The 24,274-nt window shown below is 66.8% G+C and carries 23 protein-coding genes; 9 read left to right on the plus strand and 14 right to left on the minus strand.

Annotated features, from left to right (window positions below):
* The first annotated feature begins 24 nt into the window (after positions 1 to 24).
* Entirely contained in the window at positions 25 to 1,380 is a 1,356-nt protein-coding gene (dnaA, locus tag O3305_RS00005) for a chromosomal replication initiator protein DnaA (RefSeq protein ID WP_269574610.1), read from the plus strand.
* Between the two features lie 153 nt (positions 1,381 to 1,533).
* On the opposite strand, the gene O3305_RS00010 is transcribed toward dnaA, so the two are convergent.
* From O3305_RS00010 to secB, 5 genes are all read right to left on the minus strand, one after another.
* Positions 1,534 to 1,791 carry a hypothetical protein gene (locus O3305_RS00010; protein ID WP_184168121.1) on the minus strand — a complete coding sequence of 86 codons (258 nt, stop codon included), beginning with the start codon at positions 1,789 to 1,791 and terminating at the stop codon, positions 1,534 to 1,536.
* Between the two features lie 90 nt (positions 1,792 to 1,881).
* A complete protein-coding gene (locus O3305_RS00015) occupies positions 1,882 to 2,919 on the minus strand; it encodes a CAP domain-containing protein (RefSeq protein ID WP_269574611.1) in 1,038 nt (345 codons plus the stop codon).
* 235 nt (positions 2,920 to 3,154) lie between these two features.
* On the minus strand, positions 3,155 to 4,144 hold the full coding sequence (gene trpS / locus O3305_RS00020; RefSeq protein WP_269574612.1) for a tryptophan--tRNA ligase: 990 nt from the start codon (positions 4,142 to 4,144) through the stop codon (positions 3,155 to 3,157).
* Positions 4,145 to 4,478: 334 nt separating this feature from the next.
* A complete protein-coding gene (gene murJ, locus O3305_RS00025) occupies positions 4,479 to 6,047 on the minus strand; it encodes a murein biosynthesis integral membrane protein MurJ (protein WP_269574613.1) in 1,569 nt (522 codons plus the stop codon).
* Between the two features lie 183 nt (positions 6,048 to 6,230).
* Complete coding sequence (gene secB, locus O3305_RS00030) at positions 6,231 to 6,743, minus strand: protein-export chaperone SecB (protein WP_184168113.1); 513 nt, start codon at positions 6,741 to 6,743, stop codon at positions 6,231 to 6,233.
* 130 nt (positions 6,744 to 6,873) lie between these two features.
* Between secB and O3305_RS00035 the strand changes: the two genes are divergently transcribed.
* The 4 genes from O3305_RS00035 to O3305_RS00050 all read left to right on the plus strand — a co-directional run bounded on the left by O3305_RS00035 (position 6,874) and on the right by O3305_RS00050 (position 11,208).
* A complete protein-coding gene (locus O3305_RS00035) occupies positions 6,874 to 7,548 on the plus strand; it encodes a Tim44/TimA family putative adaptor protein (protein WP_493112346.1) in 675 nt (224 codons plus the stop codon).
* 11 nt (positions 7,549 to 7,559) lie between these two features.
* Entirely contained in the window at positions 7,560 to 8,888 is a 1,329-nt protein-coding gene (gene mltA, locus O3305_RS00040; RefSeq protein ID WP_269574615.1) for a murein transglycosylase A, read from the plus strand.
* Entirely contained in the window at positions 8,885 to 9,451 is a 567-nt protein-coding gene (locus O3305_RS00045) for a Smr/MutS family protein (RefSeq protein WP_269574616.1), read from the plus strand. Before mltA ends, O3305_RS00045 begins: the two co-directional genes overlap by 4 nt.
* A gap of 80 nt (positions 9,452 to 9,531) precedes the next feature.
* Positions 9,532 to 11,208, plus strand: a complete 1,677-nt coding sequence (locus tag O3305_RS00050) for a putative bifunctional diguanylate cyclase/phosphodiesterase (RefSeq protein WP_269574617.1) — start codon at positions 9,532 to 9,534, stop codon at positions 11,206 to 11,208.
* A gap of 128 nt (positions 11,209 to 11,336) precedes the next feature.
* On the opposite strand, the gene dapE is transcribed toward O3305_RS00050, so the two are convergent.
* Positions 11,337 to 12,467 carry a succinyl-diaminopimelate desuccinylase gene (dapE, locus tag O3305_RS00055; RefSeq protein ID WP_269574618.1) on the minus strand — a complete coding sequence of 377 codons (1,131 nt, stop codon included), beginning with the start codon at positions 12,465 to 12,467 and terminating at the stop codon, positions 11,337 to 11,339.
* A gap of 14 nt (positions 12,468 to 12,481) precedes the next feature.
* Here dapE and O3305_RS00060 point away from each other — a divergent pair, with 14 nt between their 5' ends.
* Entirely contained in the window at positions 12,482 to 12,928 is a 447-nt protein-coding gene (locus O3305_RS00060; protein WP_269574619.1) for a cupin domain-containing protein, read from the plus strand.
* 25 nt (positions 12,929 to 12,953) lie between these two features.
* Here the strand turns inward: O3305_RS00060 and O3305_RS00065 are convergent, their stop codons facing one another.
* The 3 genes from O3305_RS00065 to O3305_RS00075 form a co-directional block, all read right to left on the minus strand.
* On the minus strand, positions 12,954 to 13,178 hold the full coding sequence (locus O3305_RS00065; protein WP_269574620.1) for a DUF6289 family protein: 225 nt from the start codon (positions 13,176 to 13,178) through the stop codon (positions 12,954 to 12,956).
* A gap of 81 nt (positions 13,179 to 13,259) precedes the next feature.
* Positions 13,260 to 13,874, minus strand: coding sequence for a glycoside hydrolase family 19 protein (locus O3305_RS00070; RefSeq protein ID WP_269574621.1), 615 nt, complete (start codon positions 13,872 to 13,874; stop codon positions 13,260 to 13,262).
* An 87-nt stretch (positions 13,875 to 13,961) separates the two neighbouring features.
* Positions 13,962 to 14,624, minus strand: a complete 663-nt coding sequence (locus O3305_RS00075; protein WP_269574622.1) for a glutathione S-transferase family protein — start codon at positions 14,622 to 14,624, stop codon at positions 13,962 to 13,964.
* Between the two features lie 127 nt (positions 14,625 to 14,751).
* On the opposite strand from O3305_RS00075, the gene O3305_RS00080 reads away from it, so the two are divergent.
* From O3305_RS00080 to O3305_RS00090, 3 genes are all read left to right on the plus strand, one after another.
* Complete coding sequence (locus O3305_RS00080; protein WP_269574623.1) at positions 14,752 to 16,722, plus strand: alpha/beta hydrolase family protein; 1,971 nt, start codon at positions 14,752 to 14,754, stop codon at positions 16,720 to 16,722.
* A gap of 80 nt (positions 16,723 to 16,802) precedes the next feature.
* Entirely contained in the window at positions 16,803 to 17,246 is a 444-nt protein-coding gene (locus tag O3305_RS00085; RefSeq protein WP_269574624.1) for a MarR family winged helix-turn-helix transcriptional regulator, read from the plus strand.
* Positions 17,243 to 18,526, plus strand: coding sequence for an MFS transporter (locus O3305_RS00090; protein ID WP_269574625.1), 1,284 nt, complete (start codon positions 17,243 to 17,245; stop codon positions 18,524 to 18,526). The genes O3305_RS00085 and O3305_RS00090 overlap by 4 nt, the downstream gene beginning before the upstream one ends.
* On the opposite strand, the gene O3305_RS00095 is transcribed toward O3305_RS00090, so the two are convergent.
* From O3305_RS00095 to yidC, 5 genes are all read right to left on the minus strand, one after another.
* Complete coding sequence (locus O3305_RS00095; protein WP_269574626.1) at positions 18,523 to 20,115, minus strand: methyl-accepting chemotaxis protein; 1,593 nt, start codon at positions 20,113 to 20,115, stop codon at positions 18,523 to 18,525. The genes O3305_RS00090 and O3305_RS00095 overlap by 4 nt on opposite strands.
* A 37-nt stretch (positions 20,116 to 20,152) precedes the next feature.
* Positions 20,153 to 21,286, minus strand: a complete 1,134-nt coding sequence (locus O3305_RS00100; protein ID WP_269574627.1) for an acyltransferase family protein — start codon at positions 21,284 to 21,286, stop codon at positions 20,153 to 20,155.
* Positions 21,287 to 21,567: 281 nt separating this feature from the next.
* Positions 21,568 to 21,906 carry a gamma-glutamylcyclotransferase family protein gene (locus O3305_RS00105; protein WP_184168085.1) on the minus strand — a complete coding sequence of 113 codons (339 nt, stop codon included), beginning with the start codon at positions 21,904 to 21,906 and terminating at the stop codon, positions 21,568 to 21,570.
* 13 nt (positions 21,907 to 21,919) lie between these two features.
* Positions 21,920 to 22,537 (minus strand): ribosome biogenesis GTP-binding protein YihA/YsxC, encoded by a 618-nt coding sequence (gene yihA, locus O3305_RS00110; protein WP_221416431.1) that lies wholly within the window; start codon positions 22,535 to 22,537, stop codon positions 21,920 to 21,922.
* Between the two features lie 17 nt (positions 22,538 to 22,554).
* Entirely contained in the window at positions 22,555 to 24,267 is a 1,713-nt protein-coding gene (yidC, locus tag O3305_RS00115; RefSeq protein ID WP_269574628.1) for a membrane protein insertase YidC, read from the minus strand.
* Positions 24,268 to 24,274: the final 7 nt, after the last annotated feature.

The following is a 24,274-nucleotide window of genomic DNA, read 5'->3' on the forward strand; positions in this document are numbered from 1 at the left end:
GTTCAGGCCTTGGAACGGGACGGAATGGAAGCAGCGGTTGCCAAGGCTTGGTCGCATGTGCGCGCGAATCTGCGTCGCTCGGCGGGCCAGCGTCTGTTCGACCAATGGCTGAAGCCGGTTGTCCTGATCGAGGGCAGCGATGCCGAGATCGTGCGCCTTGGGCTGCCGTCGGCGTTCATGACCCAGTGGGTCAAGAATCACTATGCCGAGCGTCTGCTGCTCGAGTTCCGCGGCCAGATTCCGGCCGTGCGCAGCGTGTCGATCGAGACGCTGGCCGAGGAGCCGAAGCGCGTGCTCAGCGCGGCGCCGGTGGCTCCGGTCGCCGATTCGGCCCCCGTGGCGGCTGCCGCGATCGAGCGCCCGCAGTTCGACCAGCGCTTCACGTTCGAGCGATTCGTGATCGACGCGACGAATCGCGTCGCCTGCAACGCCGCCAAGGCGATGGCGCAGCCGGGCTCGCCGCAGTTCAGCCCGCTCTACCTTCATGCCGGCACGGGCCAGGGCAAGACGCACCTGATGCACGCGATCGGCCATGCCTTCCTCGCCGCGAATCCGGATGCGACCGCGATCTACGTGACCGCCGAGCGCTTCATGTTCGAGTTCGTCCAGGCGCTGCGCAACAAGGACACGCACGCGTTCAAGGCGCGGCTGCGCTCGGTCGATCTGCTGATGATCGACGACCTGCAGTTCATCGGCGGCAAGGACGCGACGCAGCAGGAATTCTTCCACACCGTCAATGAGTTCATGTCGTCGGGCAAGCGCCTGGTGATCGCCGCCGACCGTGCGCCCCAGGCGCTCGAGGGCTTCGAGCCGCGCCTCGCCGGCCGTCTCGGCTCGGGTCTGGTCGCCGACATCAAGCCGGCCGAGCTCGAGCTGCGCCGCGCGATCGTCGGCCGCAAGCTGCTCGAGATGCCCGCCGTCTCGATGCCGCATGAGGTAATGGACCTGCTCGCCGCGCGGATCACCACCAACATCCGCGAGCTCGAAGGCGCGCTGAACCGCCTCGTCGCCTATGCCCAGCTCAACAACGAAGTCATCACGATCGACTTCGCGACCAACGTGCTCGGCGAAGTGCTGCGTTCGGCCCAGCGCCGGATCACCATCGACGAGATCCAGCGCGCGGTCTCGGCGCATTTCGAGGTCAAGCAGATCGACCTGATCTCCGAGCGCCGTGCCGTCGCGATCGCCCGGCCGCGCCAGATCGCGATGTACCTCGCCAAGCGCCTGACCACGCGCTCGCTGCCGGAGATCGGCCGCAAGTTCGGCAACCGCGATCACTCGACGGTGATCCACGCGGTCAAGCGAATCGAGGATCTGCGCGCCAAGGACGTGGAGATCGACACCGCCGTGCGCACGCTGATGCGCACGCTGGAGGGCTAAAGGGATAACTTCCCGCCTCTTTCAGGGGCGGGCGGGGTGGAGGAGCTGAGAGCGGGGCAACGCAGATCGGTCACGCCTCCACCCTTCAAAACGGAAAGGCCGGGGCCCGCAGGGGCTCCGGCCTTTTTGTCTAGACATAATGAAGCGACCCACTCACCAGCAGATCGTCTGCCCGATTCGCGGATCATAGACGCAGCCGCCTTCGCCGCTCTCCAGCAGCGGGCAATATTCGCTGTAATAGGTCACGCACTCGCCATAGCTGGCGAAGCCGCGCGCCTGATAGCTGGTGCAGGTGACCGAAGGCGGGTTGGCGCATTCGAGGTTCGGGCGCGCCTGGAGCGGCTGGGCGAGGACGGCCTGGAAACCGGCGGCGGCGGCAAGCGAAAGCGAGAAACCGATCTTGTTGCGCATGAGTGCCTCCCTGTCGTGGAAGGCACAGGCTAGGTCGCGGCGCCGGGGCGACCTAGCCCATCTGCAACGGATATGGCGGTTTCGCGCCGCTCAGGGCACGATCCGGAAATAATAGCTGTAGTTGCGCGCCGCGCCGCTCACCGTGACGTTGCTGATCGTCACGTCATAGGTGGTGTTGGCGGCGAGCCCGGCGACGCTCCATTGCAGGCTGTTGGGCAGGCCGTATCCGTCATTGTCCCACGATATGTTCGACACGGTCAGCGCCGCGCCGCCGCGCACCCGCACGCTGATCGTCGCGCCGGCATAGCTCACCGACTGATTCGCGCCGAAGTTCGAACTCTTGTTGGCGATCACCCCGAAGGAGAGCAGCGCCCCGGTCTCGAAATAGCGCGCCGGATAATCCTGGAAGGGATAGGCGACGAAGTCGGGCAGCGGCCCGGCGGTGTTCTGGGTGGTGTTGATCACCTTGATCGAAGCGCCGTCCGCCCGGTTGTTGGTCTGCCACACGCCGGCGGTGCGGCCATAGGCGATCGTCGACAGGAACGGATAGAGCAGCCAGCGGCGATGGCCGATATTGTTCGCCACTACATTGTTGGTGTCGATTAGCCAGCCGGCCAGCAGATCGGCATCCTGCGAATAGCGCAGCCCGCCGGTGCCCAGATAGATGTTGCTCTGCCCGGCGGCGGTGGCGCCGGCGGCGGTGTAGCAGTTCCAGCTGGTCGGCGGATTGTGGCTGAGCTGGCCGTTCGCCGCCATCATCAGCGCCGATTGCTGCACGGCCGGCTCGTCGGCGGCGCTGTAGGTGACCGCCGGCAGGTTGTGGAGCCCGCGGATATAGTTGAGCGCCGCCAGCACCCGCTGGCCGACCTCGGGCTTGAGCGTCCCGGCCTGGCAGGCGCCGATATTGGGCGGGCTGCTGTAGAGCTGCGCGACCGAAGTCAGGAAATCCGAGCCCGTCGCCGGCTCGCTGCCGGTCGGCGTCGGCGTGGCCGTCGGGGTAGGGGTGGGCGTGCTGGTCGGGCTCGGCGTGGGCGTCGGCGTCACGACGGTGCCGCCGCCAGAGCCCCCACCACCGCTGCAGCCGGCGATCGCGCTCCCGAGGAGCAGCACGGGAATCAGTCTACGCATCAGGCACTCTCCGCGCACAGAAACCCGGTGGTACCCATAACTGTTCCCTCCCCGAAGTCCGGTGATGTCCGGGGGAGGGTAATGGACAACCCTAAAGAATCCTCCCCCGGAGGGGGAGGGGACCAGCCGCAGGCTGGTGGAGGGGTATTCTCCGCGAGCGATGTCGCTTGTGGCGCGCTACCCCTCCACCACCGCCTTCGGCGGCGGTTCCCCTCCCCCCGGGGGAGGAATAAGATTAAACCTGCAGCCCGACCGCCTTCTGCGCCGCCAGCAGCGTCGGTGCCGCCAGCTCGCTTGCCCGCGCCGCGCCCCTGGCGAGCTGCGCGCCCACCGCCGCGCGGTCGCCGAGCAGCTGGTTGAGCCGTTCGCGCACCGGCGAGAGCACCGAGATGGCGAGGTCCGCCAGCGCCGGCTTGAACGCGCCGAAACCCTGGCCGGCGAATTCCGCCACCACCGATTGCGGATCGCGGTCCGACAAGGCGGCGAAGATCGTCACCAGGTTCTTCGCCTCGGGGCGCTCGGCGAGCGCCTCGAACGAATCGGGCAGCGGCTCCGGATCGGTCTTCGCCTTCCTGAACTTCTGCGCGATCGTGTCATCATCGTCGGACAGGTTGATCCGCGACAGGTCCGAGGGATCGGACTTGCTCATCTTCGCGCTGCCGTCGCGCAGGCTCATGATCCGCGGCGCGGCCTTGGAAATGAACGGCTCGGGCAGCGGGAACAGCTCGACTTCATAGTCGGTGTTGAACTTGGTCGCGATGTCGCGCGCCAGCTCGAGATGCTGCTTCTGGTCCTCGCCCACCGGGACGTGCGTCGCCTTGTAGACCAGCACGTCGGCTGCCTGGAGCACCGGATAGGTGAACAGGCCCACGCTCGCGCCTTCGCGATTCTTGCCCGCCTTGTCCTTCCACTGGGTCATGCGGTTCAGCCAGCCCATGCGCGCGGTGCCGTTGAGGATCCAGCACAGCTCGGCATGCGCGGGCACGCGCGCCTGGTTGAACAGGATCGCACGATCGTCGATGCCCGACGCCATCAGCGTCGCGGCCATCTCGATCGTCGAATTGGCAAGCTCCTGCGGCGAGATATTCCCCGTCAGCGCATGGAGATCGGCGAGGAAGAACAGACATTCTCCCTGGTCCTGCATCGCCACCCAGTTCTTGATCGCCCCCAGATAGTTGCCGAGGTGCAGATTGCCGGTGGTCTGAATGCCGGAAACGACGCGCATAGATATTCCTTCCACGCCCGGGCTGACCGTTCGGCCTTTGGACGGGCCGCGGGTCCGAGACGGCGGGGACGCAGCCGCACGATGATGTCAGGGACGGGGGCGCTGTAGCGGGTGGGGTGGGCGAGGGGTAGGCATTTCGTGACGAGTGGGCTGGAGCGCCTGATCGCCCCCTTCAGTTCCCCGGCCTTCGCCGGGGAACTGGAAGGGCGAGTGCACTCTCTTCTCCGTCATCCCCGCGAAGGCGGGGATCCATTCTGGCTGGCTTCTCGAAAGGAGCCGTCACGGCAATGCCGATGGATTCCCGCCTTCGCGGGAATGACGAAAATAAGAGGGATCAGGCCCGCCGCCGCCGCACCAGCGCCTTCAGATCCGAAACCCGGAAGGCCCGCGTCACGAAGCACGCCACGAAATAGATCGCCACGCCCGTGCCCACCAGCACCACCAGCGCCGCGTAGCGCTGCCACAGCAGCCCGCTCAGCCAGGGATCGAGCAGCCCCTCGAAGCCGAAGATCGCCGCGCCCATCAGCACTGCGGCCAGCGCCAGCCGCGGCAGCCGGCGCCGCAGTTGCGCGTCCGCCACGAAATGCCCGCGCTTCTTCAGCTCGGCATAGAGCATCCAGACATTGACGGTGGAGGAGAGGGCGGTCGCCAGCGGCGGGCCGATATGGCCGATCAGCGGGATCAGCGCGAGATTGGCCACGATGTTCACCGCCACCGAGATGGTGGCGAAGCGCACCGGCGTCTTCGTATCCTGCCGGGCATAGAAGCCCGGGGTCAGCACCTTGACCAGCACATAGCTCGGCAGGCCGATCGAGAAGCCGGCCAGCGCCCAGGCGCATTTCACCGTGTCGTCGGCGGTGAAGTGTCCGTACTGGAACAGCCCGCGCACGATCGGTTCGGCGGCGACGATCAGCGCGACCATTGCCGGCAGGGTCAGGAACAGCGCCAGCTCCATGCCGCGATTCTGCGTCTCCATCGCCTCGGCGTCCTTGCCGGCGCCGAGCAGCCGCGAGACGGTGGGGAGCAGGATGGTGCCCAGCCCGATGCCGATCATGCCGAGCGGCAGCTGGTTGAGCCGGTCGGCATAATAGATGAACGAGATCGAGCCTTCGCCGAGCAGATAGCCCGAAAGCGCGGTCGAGATGACCAGGTTGAGCTGCACCGCCCCGGCGCCGAGCGCGGCGGGCAGGATCAGCTTCATCAGCCTTTTCACTTCGGGATCGAGCCGGGGCAGGCGGGGGCGCAGCGACACGCCGGCGGCGCGGCAGGCGAACCACAGCCACAGCAATTGCACCACGCCGCCCAGCGGCACCGCGATCGCCTGGGCCCGCGCCGTCTCCTCGGGCGTGCCGTGGAAGACGAACAGCGCCGTCACCATCGCGATGTTGAGCAGGATCGGCGCGGCGGCGTTGACCCAGAATTTGTCGAGCGAATTGAGGATGCCGCCCAGCAGCGAGGCCAGGCAGATCAGCATCAGATAGGGGATGGTGATCCGGCTCAGCTCGACCGCGAAGGCGAACTGGTCGTGCGTCGGCGCCTGTTTGTGGAAGCCGCCCGAGAGCAGGGCGGTGAGCGGCCAGGCGGCGGCGAGCATCACCACCGTCATCAGCGCCAGGATGGCGAACAGCACCGCCAGGGTGCGCTCGGCGAACTCGAAGGCCGGCCCGCGCTCGCCGTCATGCTCGGCGAGCTTGCGGTTGAACATCGGGATGAAGGCCGAGGAGAAGGCGCCTTCCGCGAAGAAGGCGCGGAACATGTTGGGCAGCCGGAAGGCGACCAGGAACGCGTCCGACGCGAAATTGGCGCCGACATAGCGCGCCTGCAGCGAATCGCGCACCAGCGCGAGCACGCGGCTGGCCAGGGTAAGCCCGCCGACCGAGCCCAGTGTGCGTGCGAGCTTCACTTCTTAAATCCTCCCCCGGCTTGCTGGGGGAGGGGGACCGCGACGCGCAGCGTCGTGGTGGAGGGGCGGCGGTGGAACACCGCCGGCTTCGCCGTCGGCCCCTCCACCATTCGCTTTGCGAATGGTCCCCCTCCCCGAGACAAGCTCGGGGAGGATTTGAGAACCGTCACCCCCGGATACTCCTCAGGCTTCGCCTGCCACTTCGCCGGTCAGGCCGCCTTCGTTCACGGCGCGCTGCTGCAGGTAGATGCCGCCGAAATCGATCGGCTCTAGCATCAGCGGCGGGAAGCCGCCGTCGCGCACCGCGTCGGCCAGCACGCGGCGGGCGAACGGGAAGAGCAGGCGGGGAGCCTCGCCGAGCAGGAACGCGTCGAGCGCTTCGCCCTCGGGCACGTTGCGGATGCCGAACAGGCCGGCATAGGCCAGGTCGACGATGAACGCGGTCTGGCTCTCGGCGGTGGCGCGCACTTCGATCTTGAGCACGACTTCGAACACTTCGTCGGCAACCTTGCCCGAGCCGATGTTGAACTGCACGTCGATCGCCGGAGCCGTCTGGCTCTGGAAGATGGCCGGCGCATTCGGGTTCTCGAACGAGAAGTCCTTCACATACTGCGACAGCAGGCCGGCGGCCGGGGTGGTGTCCACACCGTTGGCTGCGGGCTCGCCGAATTCGGCGATCGTGTCGTTCTCGGCCATTTCAACTACCTCTTTATCCGGAAAGTTTCACGCTGTTGAAGCGTTGGATCGGTTGCGCGCCTAGCAGGCGGGCGCACGTGTTTCAATTCCCACGGATTGCCCGGATTTGAAACGCGCGCCGCTTAGGCCTATGTTAACCGGCGAAGCGTTTGGAGGCGTAGTGTACACGATAATCTTGTTCGCAATGGTGGCCGGGTTCCTGGCACTCCGACTCTATGCCGTGCTCGGCAAGCGCACCGGTCATGAGCAGGCGCTGCCCAAGCCCAGCGAAGAGCGCGTGGCGGTGCCGCCGGCGCAGCGCACCATCGATCAGGCGCCCGAAGCACGCGACATCAATCCGCGCGTGATCGAGACGGGTGCCGAGAGCGGGCTCAAGGCCGTGATCGCCGCCGATTCCAGCTTCGACGTCGCCCAGTTCATCGATGGCGCCAAGAGTGCGTACAAGATGATCCTCGAAGCCTTCTGGAAGGGGGACGAGGATACTTTGGCCTGGCTGGTCGAGGACGATGTCCGCGCCGGCTTCTCGCAGGCGATCGCCGATCGCAAGGCCGCCGGCCATGTGCTGGAGAATCGCCTGGTTGCGATCGAGCGTGCGATCATCTCGGACGCGGTGGTCGAGGGCAAGAGCGCCCGCATCACCGTGCGCTTCGATGCCGATATCGCCGCGGTCACACGCGACGCGGACGGCAATGTCATCGCCGGCTCGCTGAGCGATGCGGTCGAGACGCACGACATCTGGACGTTCGCCCGGAGTCTCCGCAGCAACGATCCCAATTGGAAGCTCGTCGAAACCGACGAAGCCTGAGGGGGCAGCACATGCGTATCTGGGGGGGAGTCGCGCTCGCGGCGTTGTTGGGCGCCTGCTCGGGTGGTGTGGTGCCGCGTTCGGTCGAGCCGGGCTATGCGCCGCCGCCGTCTCGGGAGGCCCCGCGTGAGCGTCCGCGTGACAGCGGCCGGGTGGCCGAGCCGCATGGCAATCCCGCCGTCCGCCAGCCGATCCCGGCCGTGCCGCTCGCCGCCTATCCGGCGCCGGCCGCGCCCGCGGGCACGCTGACCGCGGCCTCGGCCGGGCTGATCCCGGGGCCGGCCTTCGATTCGCTGCCGCTGAGCGACGATGCGGCGGCGCGCGCTCTGGTCGCGTTCCGGCTGAGCTGCCCGTCGCTGGTGCGTCGCACCGATGTCAGCGGCCTTACCCAGGGCCGTGACTGGCAACCCGCCTGCGACGCCGCGAAAACCTGGCCCGAACGCGATTCCCGCGCCTTCTTCTCTCGGTGGTTCGAATCCGTCCAAATAGCCGACGGGAGGGCCCAGGCGACCGGCTATTACGAGCCCGAGATCGCCGGCACGAAGCATCATCGCTCGGGCTATGGCGTGCCGGTCTATGCCAAGCCGGACGACATCATCGAAGTCGATCTCGGCCAGTTCTCGGCTGACATGAAGGGCAAGAAGATCCGCGGCCGTGTCGCGGGCAAGACCTTCATCCCCTATTATGACCGCAAGGAGATCGATCAGGGCGCGCTGGAAGGGCGCGGGCTGGAGATCGCCTGGGCGGCGGATCCGATCGAGCTGTTCTTCCTCCAGATCCAGGGTTCCGGCCGGCTGCGCGGGCCGGACGGGCAGGTGATGCGGATCGGCTTTGCGGGTCAGAACGGTCGCGAATATGTCGGCATCGGCGCGCTGATGCGCGACCGCGGCCTGCTTCAGCCGGGCAAGGCCTCGATGCAGGGCATCATGGAATATCTGCGCACACATCCCGAGGAAGGGCGCCAGATCATGTGGGAGAACAAGAGCTATGTGTTCTTCCAGGAGCTGAAGGGGGCCGGGCCCAATGGTTCGCTGGGCCTGCCGGTCACCGGGCAGGTGAGCGCCGCGGTCGATCCCAAGTTCATTCCGCTGGGCGCGCCGGTGTTCCTCTCGATGGACCGGGCTGAGGCCAATGGCCTTTGGATTGCCCAGGATACCGGCGGGGCGATCAAGGGGCCCAACCGCGTCGATACCTTCTGGGGCGCGGGCGATGATGCGCGCGCGATCGCGGGCGGCATGAACTCGCGTGGCACGGCCTGGCTGCTGCTGCCGCTGGGCACGCTCAGCCGCCTGGGCGGTGCGCCGATCGCCGGGGCGCCGACGCCGACCCGCCAGCGGTGAGGCGCCTCGCGCCCGAGGAAGCGGCGCTGTGGAAACGGGTGATCGCCAGCGTCACCCCGCTTGCGGCACGTCCGGTCAAGTCGGTCGAGGCGCTCGATAAGCCGACAACGCCGGCACCGCTGCCGATACCGGGCGCGCCCAAGGTGAAGGGGCGGGTGCCGCCACTGCGCGCGCCCGCGCCGACGCCACCGCCGGCGCGCAGGGTGGCGGCCAATACCCTCGACGCGTCCTGGGATCGCCGCCTGTCGCGCGGTCTGGTCTCGCCCGAATCGACGGTCGACCTGCACGGCCACACGCTATCCTCGGCCTATGACCGGCTCGATTTCGGGCTGGAGGTCGCGATCGGGCGTGGCGATCGCGTGCTGCTGCTCGTCACCGGCAAGCCGCCGCGTCCGGAATCCGAACGGCCGCATGCACGCGGCGCGATCCGCGCGGCGGTGGGCGACTGGCTCGCTTCGTCGCGCCATTCCGATCGTATCGCTGCCGTAAGAACCGCGCATCCGCGCCACGGCGGAGCCGGTGCGCTCTACATCGTGCTGCGCCGCCCCCGGGAAAATTCTTAACTTCTGTCTGCCATGTTTCCGGGGGTCGAGGCCGGGATTCGCCGGTCTCCGAGGGATTCCTGGGGGGAAGAGCGAGCGCAGTGGAAGGATTTTCGCTCAAGAGCCGTGCGATAGCCTTCGCGATGTGCGCCGGTGCGGTGGCGTTCATCCTTGCGCTGGCTGCTGCCTCCACCCCTGGCATGATCACCGTCGAGACCGCCGGTCGCGCGCTGATCGCCGCGATTGTCTGCGGCGTGATGTGCTGGGCCTCGGCCGAGCGCAGCATCGCCTCCACCGCCGAAGCCATCGACGCCGCGATCGAGCGCCTCCAGGGTGCCGCCAATGGCGATCTCCAGAGCGGCATCCCGCCCCAGGTGCATGAATCGGTGCCGACCCTGGCGCGCGCCATGGACGGGCTGTTCCGCCAGCTCCACGCCAATCTGGAAAGCGTCCAGCGGCTCGCGATGTTCGATCCGGTGACCTCGCTGCCCAACCGCACCAATTTCCGGCGTACCGCCGAGCGCATGCTGTCGGACCTGCCGCCGGGCGCGGTCGCGGTGCTCTTCTTCATCGATCTCGATCGCTTCAAGCATGTCAACGACACGCTGGGCCATGCCACCGGCGACGCGCTGCTCGGCATGGTCGCCAATCGCCTGCGCGCGGTCGCTGATCGCTTCGCCGCCGAAGCCGATGCACGTCCGCCGCTGATCGGCCGACTGGCCGGCGACGAGTTCACCATGTTCTTCCCGGCGCTGCGCAATGTGCGGGAAGCCGAGCGGATCGGCCGCGGCATCCTTTACGCACTGTCCGAACCGTTCGATCTGGCCGACCAGGAAGTGTCGATTGGTGCCTCGATCGGCATCGCGCTGCGCCCGGAGCACGGTACGACGCTGCACGACCTGATGCGCGCCGCCGATGCCGCCATGTACCACGCCAAGGCGATGGGCCGTGGCCGCGCCGAGCATTTCACCGAGATTCTCGCCGCCGAGATCGCCGAACGCGCCCGGCTGGAAAGCGACCTGCGCGAAGCGGTCGACAAGGACCAGTTCACGCTCGTCTACCAGCCCCAGGTCTCCGCCACGGATGGCCGCATCGTTGCCGCCGAGGCGCTGCTGCGCTGGCGCCATCCGGACGGGCTCAAGATGCCCGGTGCCTTCATCCAGCGCGCCGAGGAAACCGGCCTGATCGTCGAGATCGGCGAGTGGGTGGTGGAGAGCGTTGCCGAGACCATTTCGCGTTGGGGCCGCCTCGGCATCCAGCAGCGCATGGCGGTGAACATCAGCCCGCGCCAGCTCGATCATGCCAGCTTCTTCCGGATGCTGCGCGAGGCTATGCTGGCGGCCAATGCGCCGGCCAACCTGCTCGAGCTCGAAATCACCGAGACGCTGGCGATGCACTGCTCCAGCGAAGTGCTCGAGGCGATCGCGCTGCTGCGCCACGACGGCGCGACCATCGCCATCGACGATTTCGGCACCGGCTATTCGAACATCGCGCGCCTGCGCAGGCTGCCGATCGACCGGATCAAGCTCGATCGCAGCCTGATCGAGCATGTCGCCGACAGCGCCGAGGCCCGGACCATCGCCCAGGCGGTGATCGGCCTGATCCACGGCCTGAACTGCGAAGCGGTGGCCGAGGGCATCGAGACCGAGGACCAGGCGACCGTGCTGCGTGTCATCGGCTGTGACGTGCTCCAGGGCTATGCGGTGGCGACGCCGATGGAGGAGGAAGCCTTCCTCGAATGGGCACGCGGCGTAGAGCCGCAGCGCATCGCGGGCTGAGGTTCCCCACTTCGTCGTGCTGAACCTGGTTCAGCATCCAACGGGCATCGAGTTACAGCGCAAGAGCCGCTTGTCTTTCGTCTGCCGATAGTTGGACCCTGAAAAGAGTTCAGGGGGGCGGTTGGTTCTCAGGCCACCGCGCGCCTTAAAATCTCCTCGTACACATCCGTCAGCGCCTCCAGGTCGGCAAGCGCCACGGCTTCGTCGAGCTTGTGCATCGTCGCGTTGAGCAGGCCGAACTCGACCACCGGGCAGAGCTTCGACAGGAAGCGCGCGTCGGAGGTGCCGCCGGTAGTCGAAAGCTCCGGGATCACTCCCAGCTTAGCCTCGATCGCGCCGGCGACCAGCGTGGAGAGCTCGCCCGGCTCGGTGAGGAAGGCCTCGCCATAGACGCGCCCCTTGACGATGCCCAAGGGCGCGTGGCGCTGCATGATCTCCTCGATCCGCGCGATCAGGTCGGGGCCATATTGCTGGTCGTTGAAGCGGATGCTGACCCGCGCCTTCGCCTCGCCTGGAATGACGTTGGTAGCGGGATTGCCCACGGTAAGGTCGATGATCTCGATGTTCGAGGGCTGGAACCAGGCATTGCCCTCGTCCAGCACGATCGCATCGATCTCGGCCAGCGCGCGGACGAGGCGCGGGACCGGGTTGTCGGCTAGGTGCGGGTAGGCGACATGTCCCTGCCTGCCCGGCACGACGATATCGATCACCGTCGAGCCGCGGCGGCCGATCTTGATCATGTCGCCGAGGCGGTGCTGCGAGGTCGGCTCGCCGACCAGGCAGAGGTCGGGCAGCAGGCCGCGCTCGGCCATCCGTTCGATCAGGCGCGGCGTGCCGAAGGTAGCGGGGCCTTCCTCGTCGCCGGTGATGATCAGCGTGGTCACGCCGCCTTCGACTTGCGCCGCCGCGGCGACGAAGGCGGCGATCGCACCCTTCATGTCGACGGCACCACGGCCGTAGAGCAGGTCGCCACGGATTTCGGGTGCGAAGGCGCCGCTGGTCCAGCCCTGGCCCGGCGGCACCACGTCGAGATGGCCGGCAAAGGCGAAGTGGCGACCGCTGGTGCCGCGCACCGCGAGCAGGTTCTCCACCGGCCCGTCCGGCGCCTCGCCTTCGATGAAGCGCTCGACCTTGAAGCCGAGGGGGAGGAGGGCTGCCTCCAGCACATCGAACACGCTGCCCCGCGCGGGGGTAACGCTCTCGGCTGCGATCAGGGCCTTGGTCAGTTCGATTGCGTCGGGCAAGATGGTCTCCGGCATTGGTGGAGGCGACATTGCCCAAGCTCGATCTCGATACAATCCCGCAGACCAATGCGACCGGCTATCCGGCCGAATTTGCCGGGCCGGTGCAGGGGCGCTGGTATCGCCGGCTGGCGCCTGCAAGCGGGATCAGCGATTTCGGGTTCAGCCATGTGACGCTGGAGCCCGGCGCCTGGTCCGCGCAGCGGCACTGGCACGAAGGTGAGGACGAGTTCGTCGTGATGCTCGCCGGCGAGGCGGTACTGGTCGATGACGGCGGCGAGGTGCTGATGCTGCCGGGCGACATTGCCGCCTTTGCCAAGGGCGACGGCAACGGCCATGTCCTTCAGAACCGCAGTGATGCGCCCTGCGTCTATGTCGCGGTGGGCAGGCCGTCCGCCAGCGACTGCCATTATCCGGACATCGACATGCACCTGCCGGCCGGACAGGGCTTCCGGCGCAAGGGCGGGAGCGCGTTCTGATCCCCGCGCTCCCAGATGCAGTGGGTCAGTTGCAGCCGTAATAGATCTCGTCGGTGTAGAGAGTGCGCGCGCCGACATGGACGAAATGACCGTCGCAATAGACCACGTTATGCCCAACGATGTTGGTGTGGTTCTCGTCGTCATAAAATACGACGACATATTCCTGCTGACCGTGCATCGCCTGTGCCGGGAGCGTGGTGCTGGCGGTAAGAACTGCAAACAGGCCAGCGATTTTCAGAAGATTCTTCATGCGCAGACTCCTCGTTACTGGAAGCCTGCATCAGGCATCGGACCGGGGTCTTGATCAATCCGGAACCCGGTCCGAAGTGGTTCAGAGGATCAGCGCCTTCATCTTGGCATAGCGGTTCTTGCGGTCTTCCCAGCCATTGGGATCCTTGGTGGAGGTCGGGTTTCCGCGGTTGATGCCGTTGGAGACGGCCTTGAGATTATCCTCGTCGGCCCATTCGTTGAGGCTGCAATTGTCCCAATAGGCGCAGAAGGCGAGCAGGCCGAGTGACCAGACTTCTAACAGCTCGGGATTGCTTTCCAGGTCGATACCCAGCTTGCGGCCATAGAGGCGGTAGTTGGCGCGGCCGGTGAGCTGGCCGGGGCCGCGGCCGAGATAGCGCAGGCCGTCACCCGGTTGGTCGTTGCCCAGCGCGGCGTTCATCTCGTACTTCTTCTGCGCGGCAGTCGGCCCCCAGATCTCGCGATTGTACAGGAAACCGCCGCTCTCATGTGCGCACTGCGCCATGAAATGGGCCAGGCGCAGGCCGTTCTCAACCAGGCCATAGGTGCGGAAATGGACATTCGCGGCGAGCCCCAGCTCGGGCGCGATCTTCGCCGGTGCGCCGGCCTTGGCGAACAGTGCCGCAAGCGTGCCGCGTCCCAGCGCGCCATCGGCGGTCACGCCCAGCCGCTCCTGCAGCTTCTTTACATCGAACATGGATTATTCCCCCCGGTTGATCCCTGCGACCCGGTGGAAACTTGTTGGGGGAGCCTGCGCGCAGCGAGGGCGCTGCGCAAGAGAGGATCAGACCGGATCGGCTTCGAATTGCTGGATCACCCACTCTTCCTCCTGCGCGCCGGCGATCCAGTCCTGCATGAAGGGATGCTGGAGCACCGCGTTCATATAGGCGGGGGCGAAGCGGGCGACCGGGAGCGAATAGGTGACCAGCCGGGTCACGACGGGCGCGAACATGATGTCCGCCGCGCCGAACTCGCCGAACAGGAACTGGCCGTCACCGCCGAAGCGGGCGCGGGCCTGGGCCCAGAGCTCCATGATCCGGCCGATATCCTGGATCACGTCGGCGTCGGGAGTCTTGGGCGGATAGACCTGGCGGATGTTCATGCTGTGCTTGCGGCGCAGCGCCGCGAAGCTGGAATGCATCTCGGCTGCCATCGAGCGGGCCATGGCGCGCGCCGCGGGCTCGGTCGGCCAGAACTTCGTGTTGCCGGTCTTGTCGTTGAGATACTCGACGATCGCCAGGCTGTCCCACACCACGGCATCGCCGTCCCACAGGATCGGCACCTTGCCCGAGGACGGGGCGAACTCGTCGCCCTCGCGGCGCTTCTCCCAGGCATCATCGTACAGCGGCACCACCACCTCCTCGAAGGGGAGGCCCGCTTGCTTGCAGGCGAGCCAGCCGCGCAGCGACCAGGAGGAATAGGCCTTGTTGCCGATATAGAGCTTCATGCGGCCGGGATAGCGGGCAGGTGCGCCGGGGGCAATCGTCGGGCACGGACCAGTCGAAACGGTGTCATCGCTGTCTTGCCAACGTAACGAAATCCTTCGAATGATTTGCGGGGATTAGGGGGGATTCATGCGTAGCTGTCTGCTCGTGTCGTCCGCGTTGGCGGCGTTCGTTCTCGGTATGGGCGTTTCCGAAGGTGCTTCCGCGCAGACGGCGTCCGCCGCCGCACCGGTACCGGCCACGGCTTCACTGCCCCGCGTTGTTCGCTACGATACCGAGGTTTTCGCCGAGCTGCCTGCAGTCGAGGCGCCCGTGCTTTCGCCCAAGGGCGACAAGGTGGCGGCCCGCATCGCGGTGAACGGTGTCCAGTATTTCGGCGTCTTCTCGGTCGAAGGCGGCAAGCCGGCGATCATTGCGCTGGGGGATACCGATCTCAACTGGTGGAAATGGGTGAACGACGAGTGGCTCGTCGTCGGCATCGGCCAGACCGTGCCGGTCGAGGACGAGGAATGGTACCTCACGCGCGCCTATGGCGTGCGCGCCGACGGCACCAAGCTGGTGAAGCTCAACAAGGAAACGGCCGGCCAGAACGCGTCGGACCTGATCTGGGTAGCGCGCGACGGCACGCCGCGCATCCTGCTCGGCTCGCAGAACTCGATCTATGGCAGCCAGCCGGACTTCTGGCCGCGCGTGGACGAGATCGACGTCACCAACGGCCGGGCCCGGCGCGTCCAGCCCGGCATGGCGGGGGTATGGGACTGGTATGCCGACGGCAATGGCGTGGTCCGCATGGGCTATGGCCTTTCCGACGACGGCCGCAAGCGCCGCCTCTATTATCGCCAGCAGCGCGGCGAGAATTTCAAGGTGATCGACAAGGCCACCTCGATCCATGACTCGATCGAGATGCCGACGTTGTTCCTCAGCGATCCGACAAAGGCGCTGATCATCGGCGACGATGCGGATGGGTTCTCGTCGCTTTACGAATATGACCTGACCAAGCTGGAGCGTGGCAAGCAGCTGTTTGCCTCGAAGGGCTATGACATCGACGGCATCCGGATCGATGGCACCGGCTTCGGCTATCTCGGCATCGACGTGACGCGCGACAAGCCGGGCATGGTGTGGACCGATCCCTCGATGGTCGCGCTGCAGGCGAAGCTCGACGGGATGATCAAGGGCGGCTCGCCTGAGATCGTCTCGATGAATCGCGATCGGAGCGTCGTGGTCGTCCGGGCCGGCTCGGCCTCGGCGCCGGGCGGCTATTTCCTGTATCGCGCGGCGGACGGCTCGATGACGTCGATCGGGAGCGTCAACAACACGATTGGCATGCGGTTGCTCCATCGCGTGAAGACGATCCGCTACAAGGCGCGGGACGGGCTGGAGATCCCGGCGGTGCTGACGCTGCCGGTGGGCGATCCGCACAACGCGCCGCTGATCGTCATGCCGCACGGTGGCCCCTATGCCCGCGATACCGAGGAATGGGACTGGTGGGCCCAGTTCATGGCCGATCGCGGCTATGTGGTGATCCAGCCCAATTATCGTGGATCCTCGGGCTATGGCACCAAGTTCACGCGCAAGGGCCAGGGGCAATGGGGCCTGGCGATGCAGGACGATCTGGACGACGCGGTGACCGCGCTCGCGGCGCAGGGCATCGCGGATCCCAAGCGGGTCTGCATGGTCGGCGCTTCCTATGGCGGCTATGCGGCGATGCGTGCGGCGCAGCGGGACGGTTCGCGCTATCGGTGTGCGGTATCCTATGCCGGCGTCTCGGACCTGAACCGCATGTTGCGCTTCAACGGCAATTTTCTGGGCTCGGGGGCCCGGCAGGACTGGCTGCGGCAGCAGGTGGGGGATCTCAAGGGCGTTTCACCGCTCAACTTCCCCGAGCAATTCTCCACGCCGATCCTGATCGTGCATGGCAAGGAGGATAAAAGAGTACCCGTCTCGCAATCGCGGCTGATGGCCAAGCGCTTGAAAGAAGCCGGGAAGAATGTAACCTATATCGAACAGCCGGAGGGCGATCACCACTTCACCCGTGAAGCGGACCGCTTGCAGTTCCTGAAGGCGCTCGAGGCGTTCCTGGCGAAATACAACCCGATCTGAGATTGCTGCATATGCATGATGTGTACGCATGATGCATATGCAGCGTTGTGAAAGTTGATTGATGCATATACACGATGTGTATGCATCAAGATTCGCTGCCCTCGGCCTGTGCCTGCACGCTGCTGCGCAAGGCCTCCCGCGTCATCGGCCGTGTCTATGACGAGGCGCTGGCCAGTCATGGCATGTCCATCGGCCAGTTCGCCATCCTGCGGCATATCTCGCGGGGCGAACCCCTGGCGCTCAGTCGGCTGGCCGAGCAGCTCGAGATGGATCGCAGCTCGCTCTACCGGGCGCTGACCCCGCTGGAGAAGCGGGGCTGGGTTCGGACGGCGGCCGGGGAGGGGCGCAGCAAATGCGCCTCGCTCACCTCCGAGGGCAAAGCGGCAATGCATGCTGCCGAGCCCGACTGGAGCGCGATCCAGCACCGCGTGGAGGATGAGGCCGGTGCAGCACTCTGGAAGGTGCTGCGGGCCGGGCTCGAAAGCTTCACCCAGAGCGTCGAGCGTGCAGGGGGGCGGGCATGATCGCGCTGCTTGCCCGCATGCCCTTCGGCACGCGCGGCTACGCCGGCATTGTCGCGGCGATCACCTTTGTCGCGCTGCTTGTATCCGCCGGGCTGCGATCGGCGCCTGGGGTGATGATGTTGCCGCTGGAGCAGCATTTCGGCTGGGACCGCGCGACGATTTCCGCCGCCGCTGCTATCGGCATCTTCCTCTACGGACTGGTCGGCCCCTTCGCCGCGGCGCTGATGCTCAGCTTCGGGATCAAGCGGACCATGCTGGGCGGTCTCGCGCTGATGTCCGTGGCGACCTTTGCCAGCCTCTGGATGTCCGAACCCTGGCAATATGTGCTGAGCTGGGGCGTGGTTTCGGGCGTGGGCAGCGGTGCCGTCGCCTCGGTGCTGGGCGCTGCGGTGGTCAATCGCTGGTTCGCGACGCGCCAGGGTCTGGTGATGGGCATGCTGACCGCGAGCACCGCCACCGGCGCGCTGGTCTTCCTGCCGCTGCTTGCCTGGCTGGCCGAGGGCGGAGCGTGGCGGCCGGTAGCGCTCGCCGTGTCGATCGCGGCGGCTGCGGTGATCCCGTTCGTCCTGCTGTTCATGCCCGAGCATCCGCAGGATGTCGGCGTGCGGCGCTTCGGTGAGACCGATGCCAGCGCGCCGCCGCCGCCGATGAAGCAGGCCGCGACGCCGGGCCTCGCCTTCACCGCGCTGTTCCGTGCTTCGAAGAGCATGACCTTCTGGCTGCTCTTCGGTACCTTCTTCGTCTGCGGGCTGACCACCAACGGGCTGGTCGGCACCCATCTGATCGCATTTTGCGGTGACCATGGCATCGCGCCGGTGCAGGCCGCCGGGCTGCTCAGCCTGATGGGTCTATTCGATCTGTTCGGCACCACCGCCTCGGGCTGGATGACCGACCGCTATGATCCGCGCAAGCTGCTGTTCGTCTATTACGGGCTGCGCGGCCTCTCGCTACTGGCGCTGCCCTTCCTTGATTTCAGCGCATCAAGCCTGCTGCTCTTCGCGATCTTCTACGGGCTCGACTGGATCGCGACGGTGCCGCCGACGGTGAAGCTGGCCAATGTCCATTTCGGCGAGCGCGATGCCCCGATCGTGTTCGGCTGGGTGATGGTCGGCCACCAGATCGGTGCGGCGACCGCTGCGTTCGGCGCGGGCGCGGTGCGGGCCTGGACCGGGACCTATACGCCGGCCTTCCTGGTGGCTGGCGCTTTCGGGCTGGTGGCGGCGGTGGCGATCCTCGCGGCGCGGGCGGAGAAGCCGCAGCCGGGACTAGCGCTGGCTTAGGCGGCTCGCAGCGTCTCGAGGAAGCTGCGCATCTCGCCGAGCAGGCGGCGGGCCTGGCCGACCAGCTCGTCGGTTGCGGCATCCATCTCCGCCGTCGTGCGGGCGGCGGCGTCGGTTGCGGCTTCGGCGTTGGCGGCGCCGGTCTGGAGATCGGCGGTGAGCGCGGCGGCGGTGCCGGCATAGCTCTGGATCGAACGGATCACGTCGCCCTGGTTGGCGATCGCCTGGCCGACGGCATCGCCGACCTCGCCGATCCGATCGAAGCTTTCGCGCATCTCGCCGACGATCGAGGTGGTCGCATGGACCGCGCCGATCATGCGCTCGAGCTGGGCGCGGATGTCGCCGGTGGCGGTGGCGGTCTGGGCGGCGAGGCTCTTCACCTCCTGGGCGACGATCGCGAAGCCGCGACCCGCTTCGCCGGCGCGGGCTGCCTCGATACTGGCATTCAGGGCGAGCAGGTTGGTGCGTGCCGCGATCTCGGCGATCATGTCGGCAATGCTGCCGACGCTGGCACTATGCTCGGCGAGCGTGCCGAAGCGCGCGTCGGCGGAGCGGGATAGGGCGTGGAGATGCGCCGTCGTCTCGCTCTGCGCGGCGATACTCGCCTCGACCGTAGCCAAGGTACGGCTGAGATTGGCCGATTCCTCGAACAGCGTGGCGGCGCCGGTATCGGCGCGGACGGCGCGGCCGGCGACGCCGCGGATCTCGTCGCGGGTCGTCATGGTGGTGCCGGCGAGCCCTTCGGCCGAGACACGGGTCTGTTCGGCGGCAGCGGCGAGCTCGCTGATCGCGGCGATGAACTGGCTTTCGAAGCGATCCGCGATGCGGGCGATCTCGGCGCGGCGCTCGCGTTCGGCATCGACCTGGGCGCGGTGGCGGGTCTCGGCGGCGGCGGCGACTTGCTGCAGTTCCTCCTGCTGCGCCGTGGCGCGGAGCAGGTCGCGCTCGCTGGCGGCGCGGGCCAGTGCCTCGCCCTGGGCGAACTGCTCGCTGACAAGAGCCGCCTGGCCGATCACGGTGCGGGCGAGCAGGGCGACGAACACCGCCAGGAAGACGAACACGCCGGCCGGGATATTGGCGAAGATGGCGTAGAGCGCGCAGATCACCACCGCGATGCCCAGCCAGGCGAGGCTGGCGGGCGGGAGCGGGGCATAGCGCAGCGCGCCGATCGCGACGACGCCGGCAAGCGCGGTGGTGGTGACGATCAGCTCCTGGCTGGTCGCGCCCAGGCCGATCGTGGCGAGGAACAGGAACCAGCCGAGCGAGACCGCGGCCGCCTCGATCACCGTGGCGCGGAGCGTGGCGGCGGGATCGTCTACCCGCCAGTCGCTGCGCTTGCCATCGCGCCAGCGGACCAGCACGGCGACATTGATCGCGAGATGGAGCGCCAGTGCCGCAATGTGCCAGGCCATGAAGCCATTGGCGTGGATCATCACTGCCAGGGTGATGCTGACAAAGACGCTGGCGATGAAGGAAACGGGGTAGCCGCGCTGGATGGCGATGCTGTGGGCGCGCATCAGCGTGGGCGGCAGCACCGCCCATTTGTCCCAGACCGCGCCTTTGAGCGCGTTTCCGTCCAGCTCTCCCATCCGGCCAGCAAATAGCCGGACATGGTTACCATCGCGTTTACAGTCGCAGATGGATGCCGCGACGGTGAAGCGGGATGAGCAGGGCGAGCACCACCAGCAGCATCCCCAATGCGAACAGGAAGGAGGCGAGGAGCAGGTTGCCGGGCAGCAGCGCCGCCAATCCCTCCCATGCCCAGGCCTGGAAGCCCGAGCGCATCGCGGCGAGCGAGAGCAGCAGCGACAGGAGATAGCCGAGGATCGCGTTCATCCCCAGCACGTCGAGCGGCCAGAGCATCGTGCGGACCGCAGCGCTGCGCGCGGCGACGATGCAGGCGGCGAAGGTGATGCCCGACAGGCCCGAGGTGAGCAGCGCGAAGCTGCTGGTCCACAGCTTCTTGTTGAGCGGGAAGGCGAAGGACAGGGCATAGCCCAGCGCGGCAAGCGCGATGCCGGCGATCAGGATGCGCAGCGTCGCGCGTTCCGGCGCGGCCTTCCAGAGCAGGGCCGCGAGCATGCCGAGCAGGACGTTGACCAGGGCGGGCAGGGTGGAGAGCAGCCCTTCCGGATCATAGACGATGTTGCCCGCCGCGTCGGTGCCGAAGCGATACATGTGGTGGGTGGTGACCGTGATCCGATCGATATAGCCGGCCAGATTGCCGGCGGGGCTGAGGTCGCCGGCGGCATAGCCGGGGGCGGGGACGAAGGCCAGCAACGCCCAATAGCCGATGAGCAGGACAAGGCTGGCGATGCCGATGGCCGCAGCGCCAAGATGGGCGCGGCCGTCGGCGTGCTTGCGGGCGGTGAGGATCGCCAGCGTGGCGGCTAGGCCGTAGCAAAGGCCGAGCCGGGGGAGGACGCCGAACACCCGGAAATCCGCCAGGCCCGGCCGCGCCAGCATCTGCCAGGCCCAGCCTATCAGGATTAGCAGCAGCGTTCGCCGCGCGACGCGGCCCCATAGCTTGCCATCGACCTTGCGGGGGAAGGAAAGCCCGAGCGCCACGCCCATCGCGCAGAGAAAGGCGGGGAAGACAAGGTCGGTCGGGGTGAAGCCATGCCACTCGGCATGATCGAGCGGCCACCAGACATGGTCCCAGCTGCCCGGCGTGTTGACGATGACCATGCAGGCCACGGTCAGCCCGCGGAACAGGTCGAGCCCGCCGAGCCGTGCGGGTGCGCTGCGCGCGTCGTTCATTGGCGATCCCCTCCGGTTGCGAAGACTGTGGCGCGCTTGGCGGGCGAGGTCAAAAGGGGCGTCCTACACAAGGGGCGGGCGCGACTCGCCAAAGTACACAAAGTACAGGCCAGGAGCGGGTTTGCGCGGTCCGAATTTTGACCTCCTCGGCGGAAACGCGACGCATCTCGCAACAAGATTGCGCGGCCGCGATCCTATTTTTCCAACAAGGTGAAAGAGTGGCGCGGAGCTTCCGGTCGCTCGAACAATCAGGCCCGATCCTACATTGCAAGCAGGGCCGGTCAGGCCTTCACATAGACCCAGGCAGTGGCGCCGCTTGCGAGGGGCGCCTCGACGCGGACATAGTTCTCGCTCTCATAGACATCCGCTGCCGCCAGCTCGTCCGACGTCAGGCGGAAGACCTTGCCGGGGATCGGCGGCGCATCGGCATCGGGAACGAGGGCGAGATGGACCTCGATGCCGCTGGCTTCCAGCACGTCGGGATCGCGGATCGTGATCTCGATCTGCCTGTAGCCATGGAGCACGTCATCGCTGCCCTCGAGCAGGCGACCGAACTGGCTCAGCTGCACGCTCTCCAGCTGGAGCGTGCCGTAGGAGAAGAGCAGGGCGCCGTCGGTCATCTGGCGCCCCGGCTCAACCGATCGCTTCCAGCACGGCGGCGCGCAGCTCGGGGATGCCCATGCCCTTTTCGGACGAGGTCGCGATGATGTCCGGATGCGCCGCGGGGCGCTTGCGGGCCTCCGCCTCGGTGCGGGCGAAGACGTCGGCGAGCTCGGTCGCCTTGATCTTGTCCGCCTTGGTCAGGACGATGCGGTAGCTCACCGCCGCCGTGTCGAGCATGTCGAGGATGTCGTTATCGACCTCCTTGATGCCGTGGCGTGCGTCGATCAGCACCAGCGCGCGCTTGAGCACATCGCGCCCGCGCAGGAAGTCGTTCACCAGGTAGCGCCACTGGCGGACCATGTCCTTGGGCGCCTTGGCGAAGCCATAGCCGGGCATGTCGACCAGGCGGAACTTCAGCGGCTCGCCCACGTCGAAGAAGTTCAGCTCCTGCGTGCGCCCCGGGGTGTTCGAGGTGCGCGCAAGGCTGTTGCGGTTGGTGAGCGCGTTGATCAGCGACGACTTGCCCACGTTCGAACGGCCGGCGAACGCGACCTCGGGCACCACCGGATTGGGGAGGTGCTCGAGCTTCGGTGCCGATTTGAGGAACGTGATCGGGCCGGCGAAGGTCTTCCGCGCAGCCTCGATCATGTCGTCGTCGAACGCGCTCACTTGGCGGGTGCTTCCTTCTTCATCGACTGCTTCAGCACCGGGTGGCGCGAGTAGAGCCACTGCTGCTGCAGGATGGTGATCACGTTGGAGGTGATCCAGTAGACCTGCAGGCCGACCGCGAACGGCGCCATCAGGAACATCAGCATCCACGGCATGATCGCGAAGACCTGCTTCTGCACCTCGTCCATCGGCGCCGGGTTGAACTTCATCTGGAAGTACATCGACACGCCCAGCAGCACCGGGATCACGCCGATCGCCAGGAAGGACGGCGGGGTGAAGTGCAGATAGCCGAACAGGTTGAGGATCGTCGCGGGATCCGGGGCCGAAAGGTCCCTGATCCAGAAGACGAAGGGCTGGTGGCGCATTTCGATCGTCAGCAGCAGCACCTTGTACAGCGCGAACATGATCGGGATCTGGAGCAGGATCGGGAGGCAGCCCGCCAGCGGGTTCACCTTCTCTTCCTTGTAGAGCTTCATGATCTCCTGCTGCTGGCGCTGCTTGTCGTCCTTGTAGCGTTCCTGCAGCGCCTTCATCTTCGGCTGGATGACGCGCATGCGCGCCATCGATTCGAACTGCTTGTGCGCGATCGGGAAGAGCAGGCCGCGGATGGTGATCGTCAGCAGGATGATCGCCACGCCGAAATTGCCGACCAGGCGGAACAGCCAGTCGAGATAGTAGAAGATCGGCTGCTCGATCATGCCGAACCAGCCCCAGTCGATCGCGCGGTCGAACTGCACGATGCCGAGCTTGGACTGATAGGCTTCGAGCTGCTTCACTTCCTTCGCGCCGGCGAAGAAACGGCTCGAGTAGCTGACCTGCTTGCCGGGCGCGAGGTTGAGCGGCTCGGCGAGGCTGTAATCGGCCTGGTAGGTCTGCTTGGCGGTGCCGCGCTGCTGGAGCGAGACGGGCACGCGCTGATCGGGGACGAGCGCGGTCAGCCAGTAATGGTCGCTATAGCCGACCCAGCCGCCGGTGGTGGAGAGCTGGGTGGGCGTGCTCTCGATATCGCCCCAGTTGATGTACTTGGCGGCGCCCTGCGCGACGGCGATCGGGCCGACATGGGCGGCCCACTGGTCGACGTCCTTGGAGCGCTCGGCGCGCGAGACGAGCGCGAACGGGGTGACCGAGACCGGCGCCTGGCCGACATTCGCGACCGTCTGGCGGATCGTGAACATATAGTCCTGGTCGACCGAGAGATCGATGCGGAAGACCTGGCCAGTGGCGGTCTTGCTGGTCAGCGTCACCGGGGTGGTGGGGGTCAGCTTGGTCCCGCTGGCCTGCCACACAGTGTTCTGGTCCGGCGCCTGGACGCCGGCACCCTGCCACCCGAACTGGGCGAAATAGGCACCCTGCGCGCCGCTCGGCGAGAGCAGGCGGATCGGCGGGGAGTTCTTGGCCGTGGTCTCGGCGTAACCGAGGAGGACCAGGTCGTCGATCCGGGCGCCCTTGAGATTGATCGAGCCCTTGAGCGACGGCGTCTCGATCGCGACGCGCGGGCCGTCGGCCAGCACGATCGCGCGGTCGCGCAGCGCGGCGGGCGAATCGATGCCCGGCGTGGCGCCCGGCTTCGCAACCTGCTTGCCGTTCACCATCTGGGTGGAGGCCGCCTGCTGCTGCGGGAAGAACCAGTGCATGATCGCGGGCCACGCGAACAGCAGGAGTGCCGCGATTACCGCGAACAGCAGGAAATTCTTCTGGTCATCCTTCACGAACGAT

It is taken from the genome of Sphingomonas sp. NIBR02145 (genome assembly GCF_027359115.1).
Lineage (GTDB): Bacteria > Pseudomonadota > Alphaproteobacteria > Sphingomonadales > Sphingomonadaceae > Sphingomonas > Sphingomonas kyeonggiensis_A.

Bases quoted from the DNA above. Each gene is read 5' to 3' on its own strand.
- O3305_RS00010 (WP_184168121.1), bottom strand. From the start codon at position 1,791: ATGCGCAACAAGATCGGTTTCTCGCTTTCGCTTGCCGCCGCCGCCGGT.
- O3305_RS00080 (WP_269574623.1), top strand. From the start codon at position 14,752: ATGCGTAGCTGTCTGCTCGTGTCGTCCGCGTTGGCGGCGTTCGTTCTC.
- O3305_RS00105 (WP_184168085.1), bottom strand. From the start codon at position 21,906: ATGACCGACGGCGCCCTGCTCTTCTCCTACGGCACGCTCCAGCTGGAG.
- O3305_RS00090 (WP_269574625.1), top strand. From the start codon at position 17,243: ATGATCGCGCTGCTTGCCCGCATGCCCTTCGGCACGCGCGGCTACGCC.
- O3305_RS00015 (WP_269574611.1), bottom strand. From the start codon at position 2,919: ATGCGTAGACTGATTCCCGTGCTGCTCCTCGGGAGCGCGATCGCCGGC.
- trpS (WP_269574612.1), bottom strand. From the start codon at position 4,144: ATGCGCGTCGTTTCCGGCATTCAGACCACCGGCAATCTGCACCTCGGC.
- mltA (WP_269574615.1), top strand. From the start codon at position 7,560: ATGCGTATCTGGGGGGGAGTCGCGCTCGCGGCGTTGTTGGGCGCCTGC.
- dapE (WP_269574618.1), bottom strand. From the start codon at position 12,467: ATGCCGGAGACCATCTTGCCCGACGCAATCGAACTGACCAAGGCCCTG.
- O3305_RS00035 (WP_493112346.1), top strand. From the start codon at position 6,874: ATGTTAACCGGCGAAGCGTTTGGAGGCGTAGTGTACACGATAATCTTG.
- secB (WP_184168113.1), bottom strand. From the start codon at position 6,743: ATGGCCGAGAACGACACGATCGCCGAATTCGGCGAGCCCGCAGCCAAC.
- dnaA (WP_269574610.1), top strand. From the start codon at position 25: ATGGAAGCAGCGGTTGCCAAGGCTTGGTCGCATGTGCGCGCGAATCTG.
- O3305_RS00065 (WP_269574620.1), bottom strand. From the start codon at position 13,178: ATGAAGAATCTTCTGAAAATCGCTGGCCTGTTTGCAGTTCTTACCGCC.
- O3305_RS00100 (WP_269574627.1), bottom strand. From the start codon at position 21,286: ATGAACGACGCGCGCAGCGCACCCGCACGGCTCGGCGGGCTCGACCTG.
- O3305_RS00085 (WP_269574624.1), top strand. From the start codon at position 16,803: ATGCATCAAGATTCGCTGCCCTCGGCCTGTGCCTGCACGCTGCTGCGC.
- O3305_RS00075 (WP_269574622.1), bottom strand. From the start codon at position 14,624: ATGAAGCTCTATATCGGCAACAAGGCCTATTCCTCCTGGTCGCTGCGC.
- O3305_RS00070 (WP_269574621.1), bottom strand. From the start codon at position 13,874: ATGTTCGATGTAAAGAAGCTGCAGGAGCGGCTGGGCGTGACCGCCGAT.
- O3305_RS00095 (WP_269574626.1), bottom strand. From the start codon at position 20,115: ATGGGAGAGCTGGACGGAAACGCGCTCAAAGGCGCGGTCTGGGACAAA.
- yihA (WP_221416431.1), bottom strand. From the start codon at position 22,537: ATGATCGAGGCTGCGCGGAAGACCTTCGCCGGCCCGATCACGTTCCTC.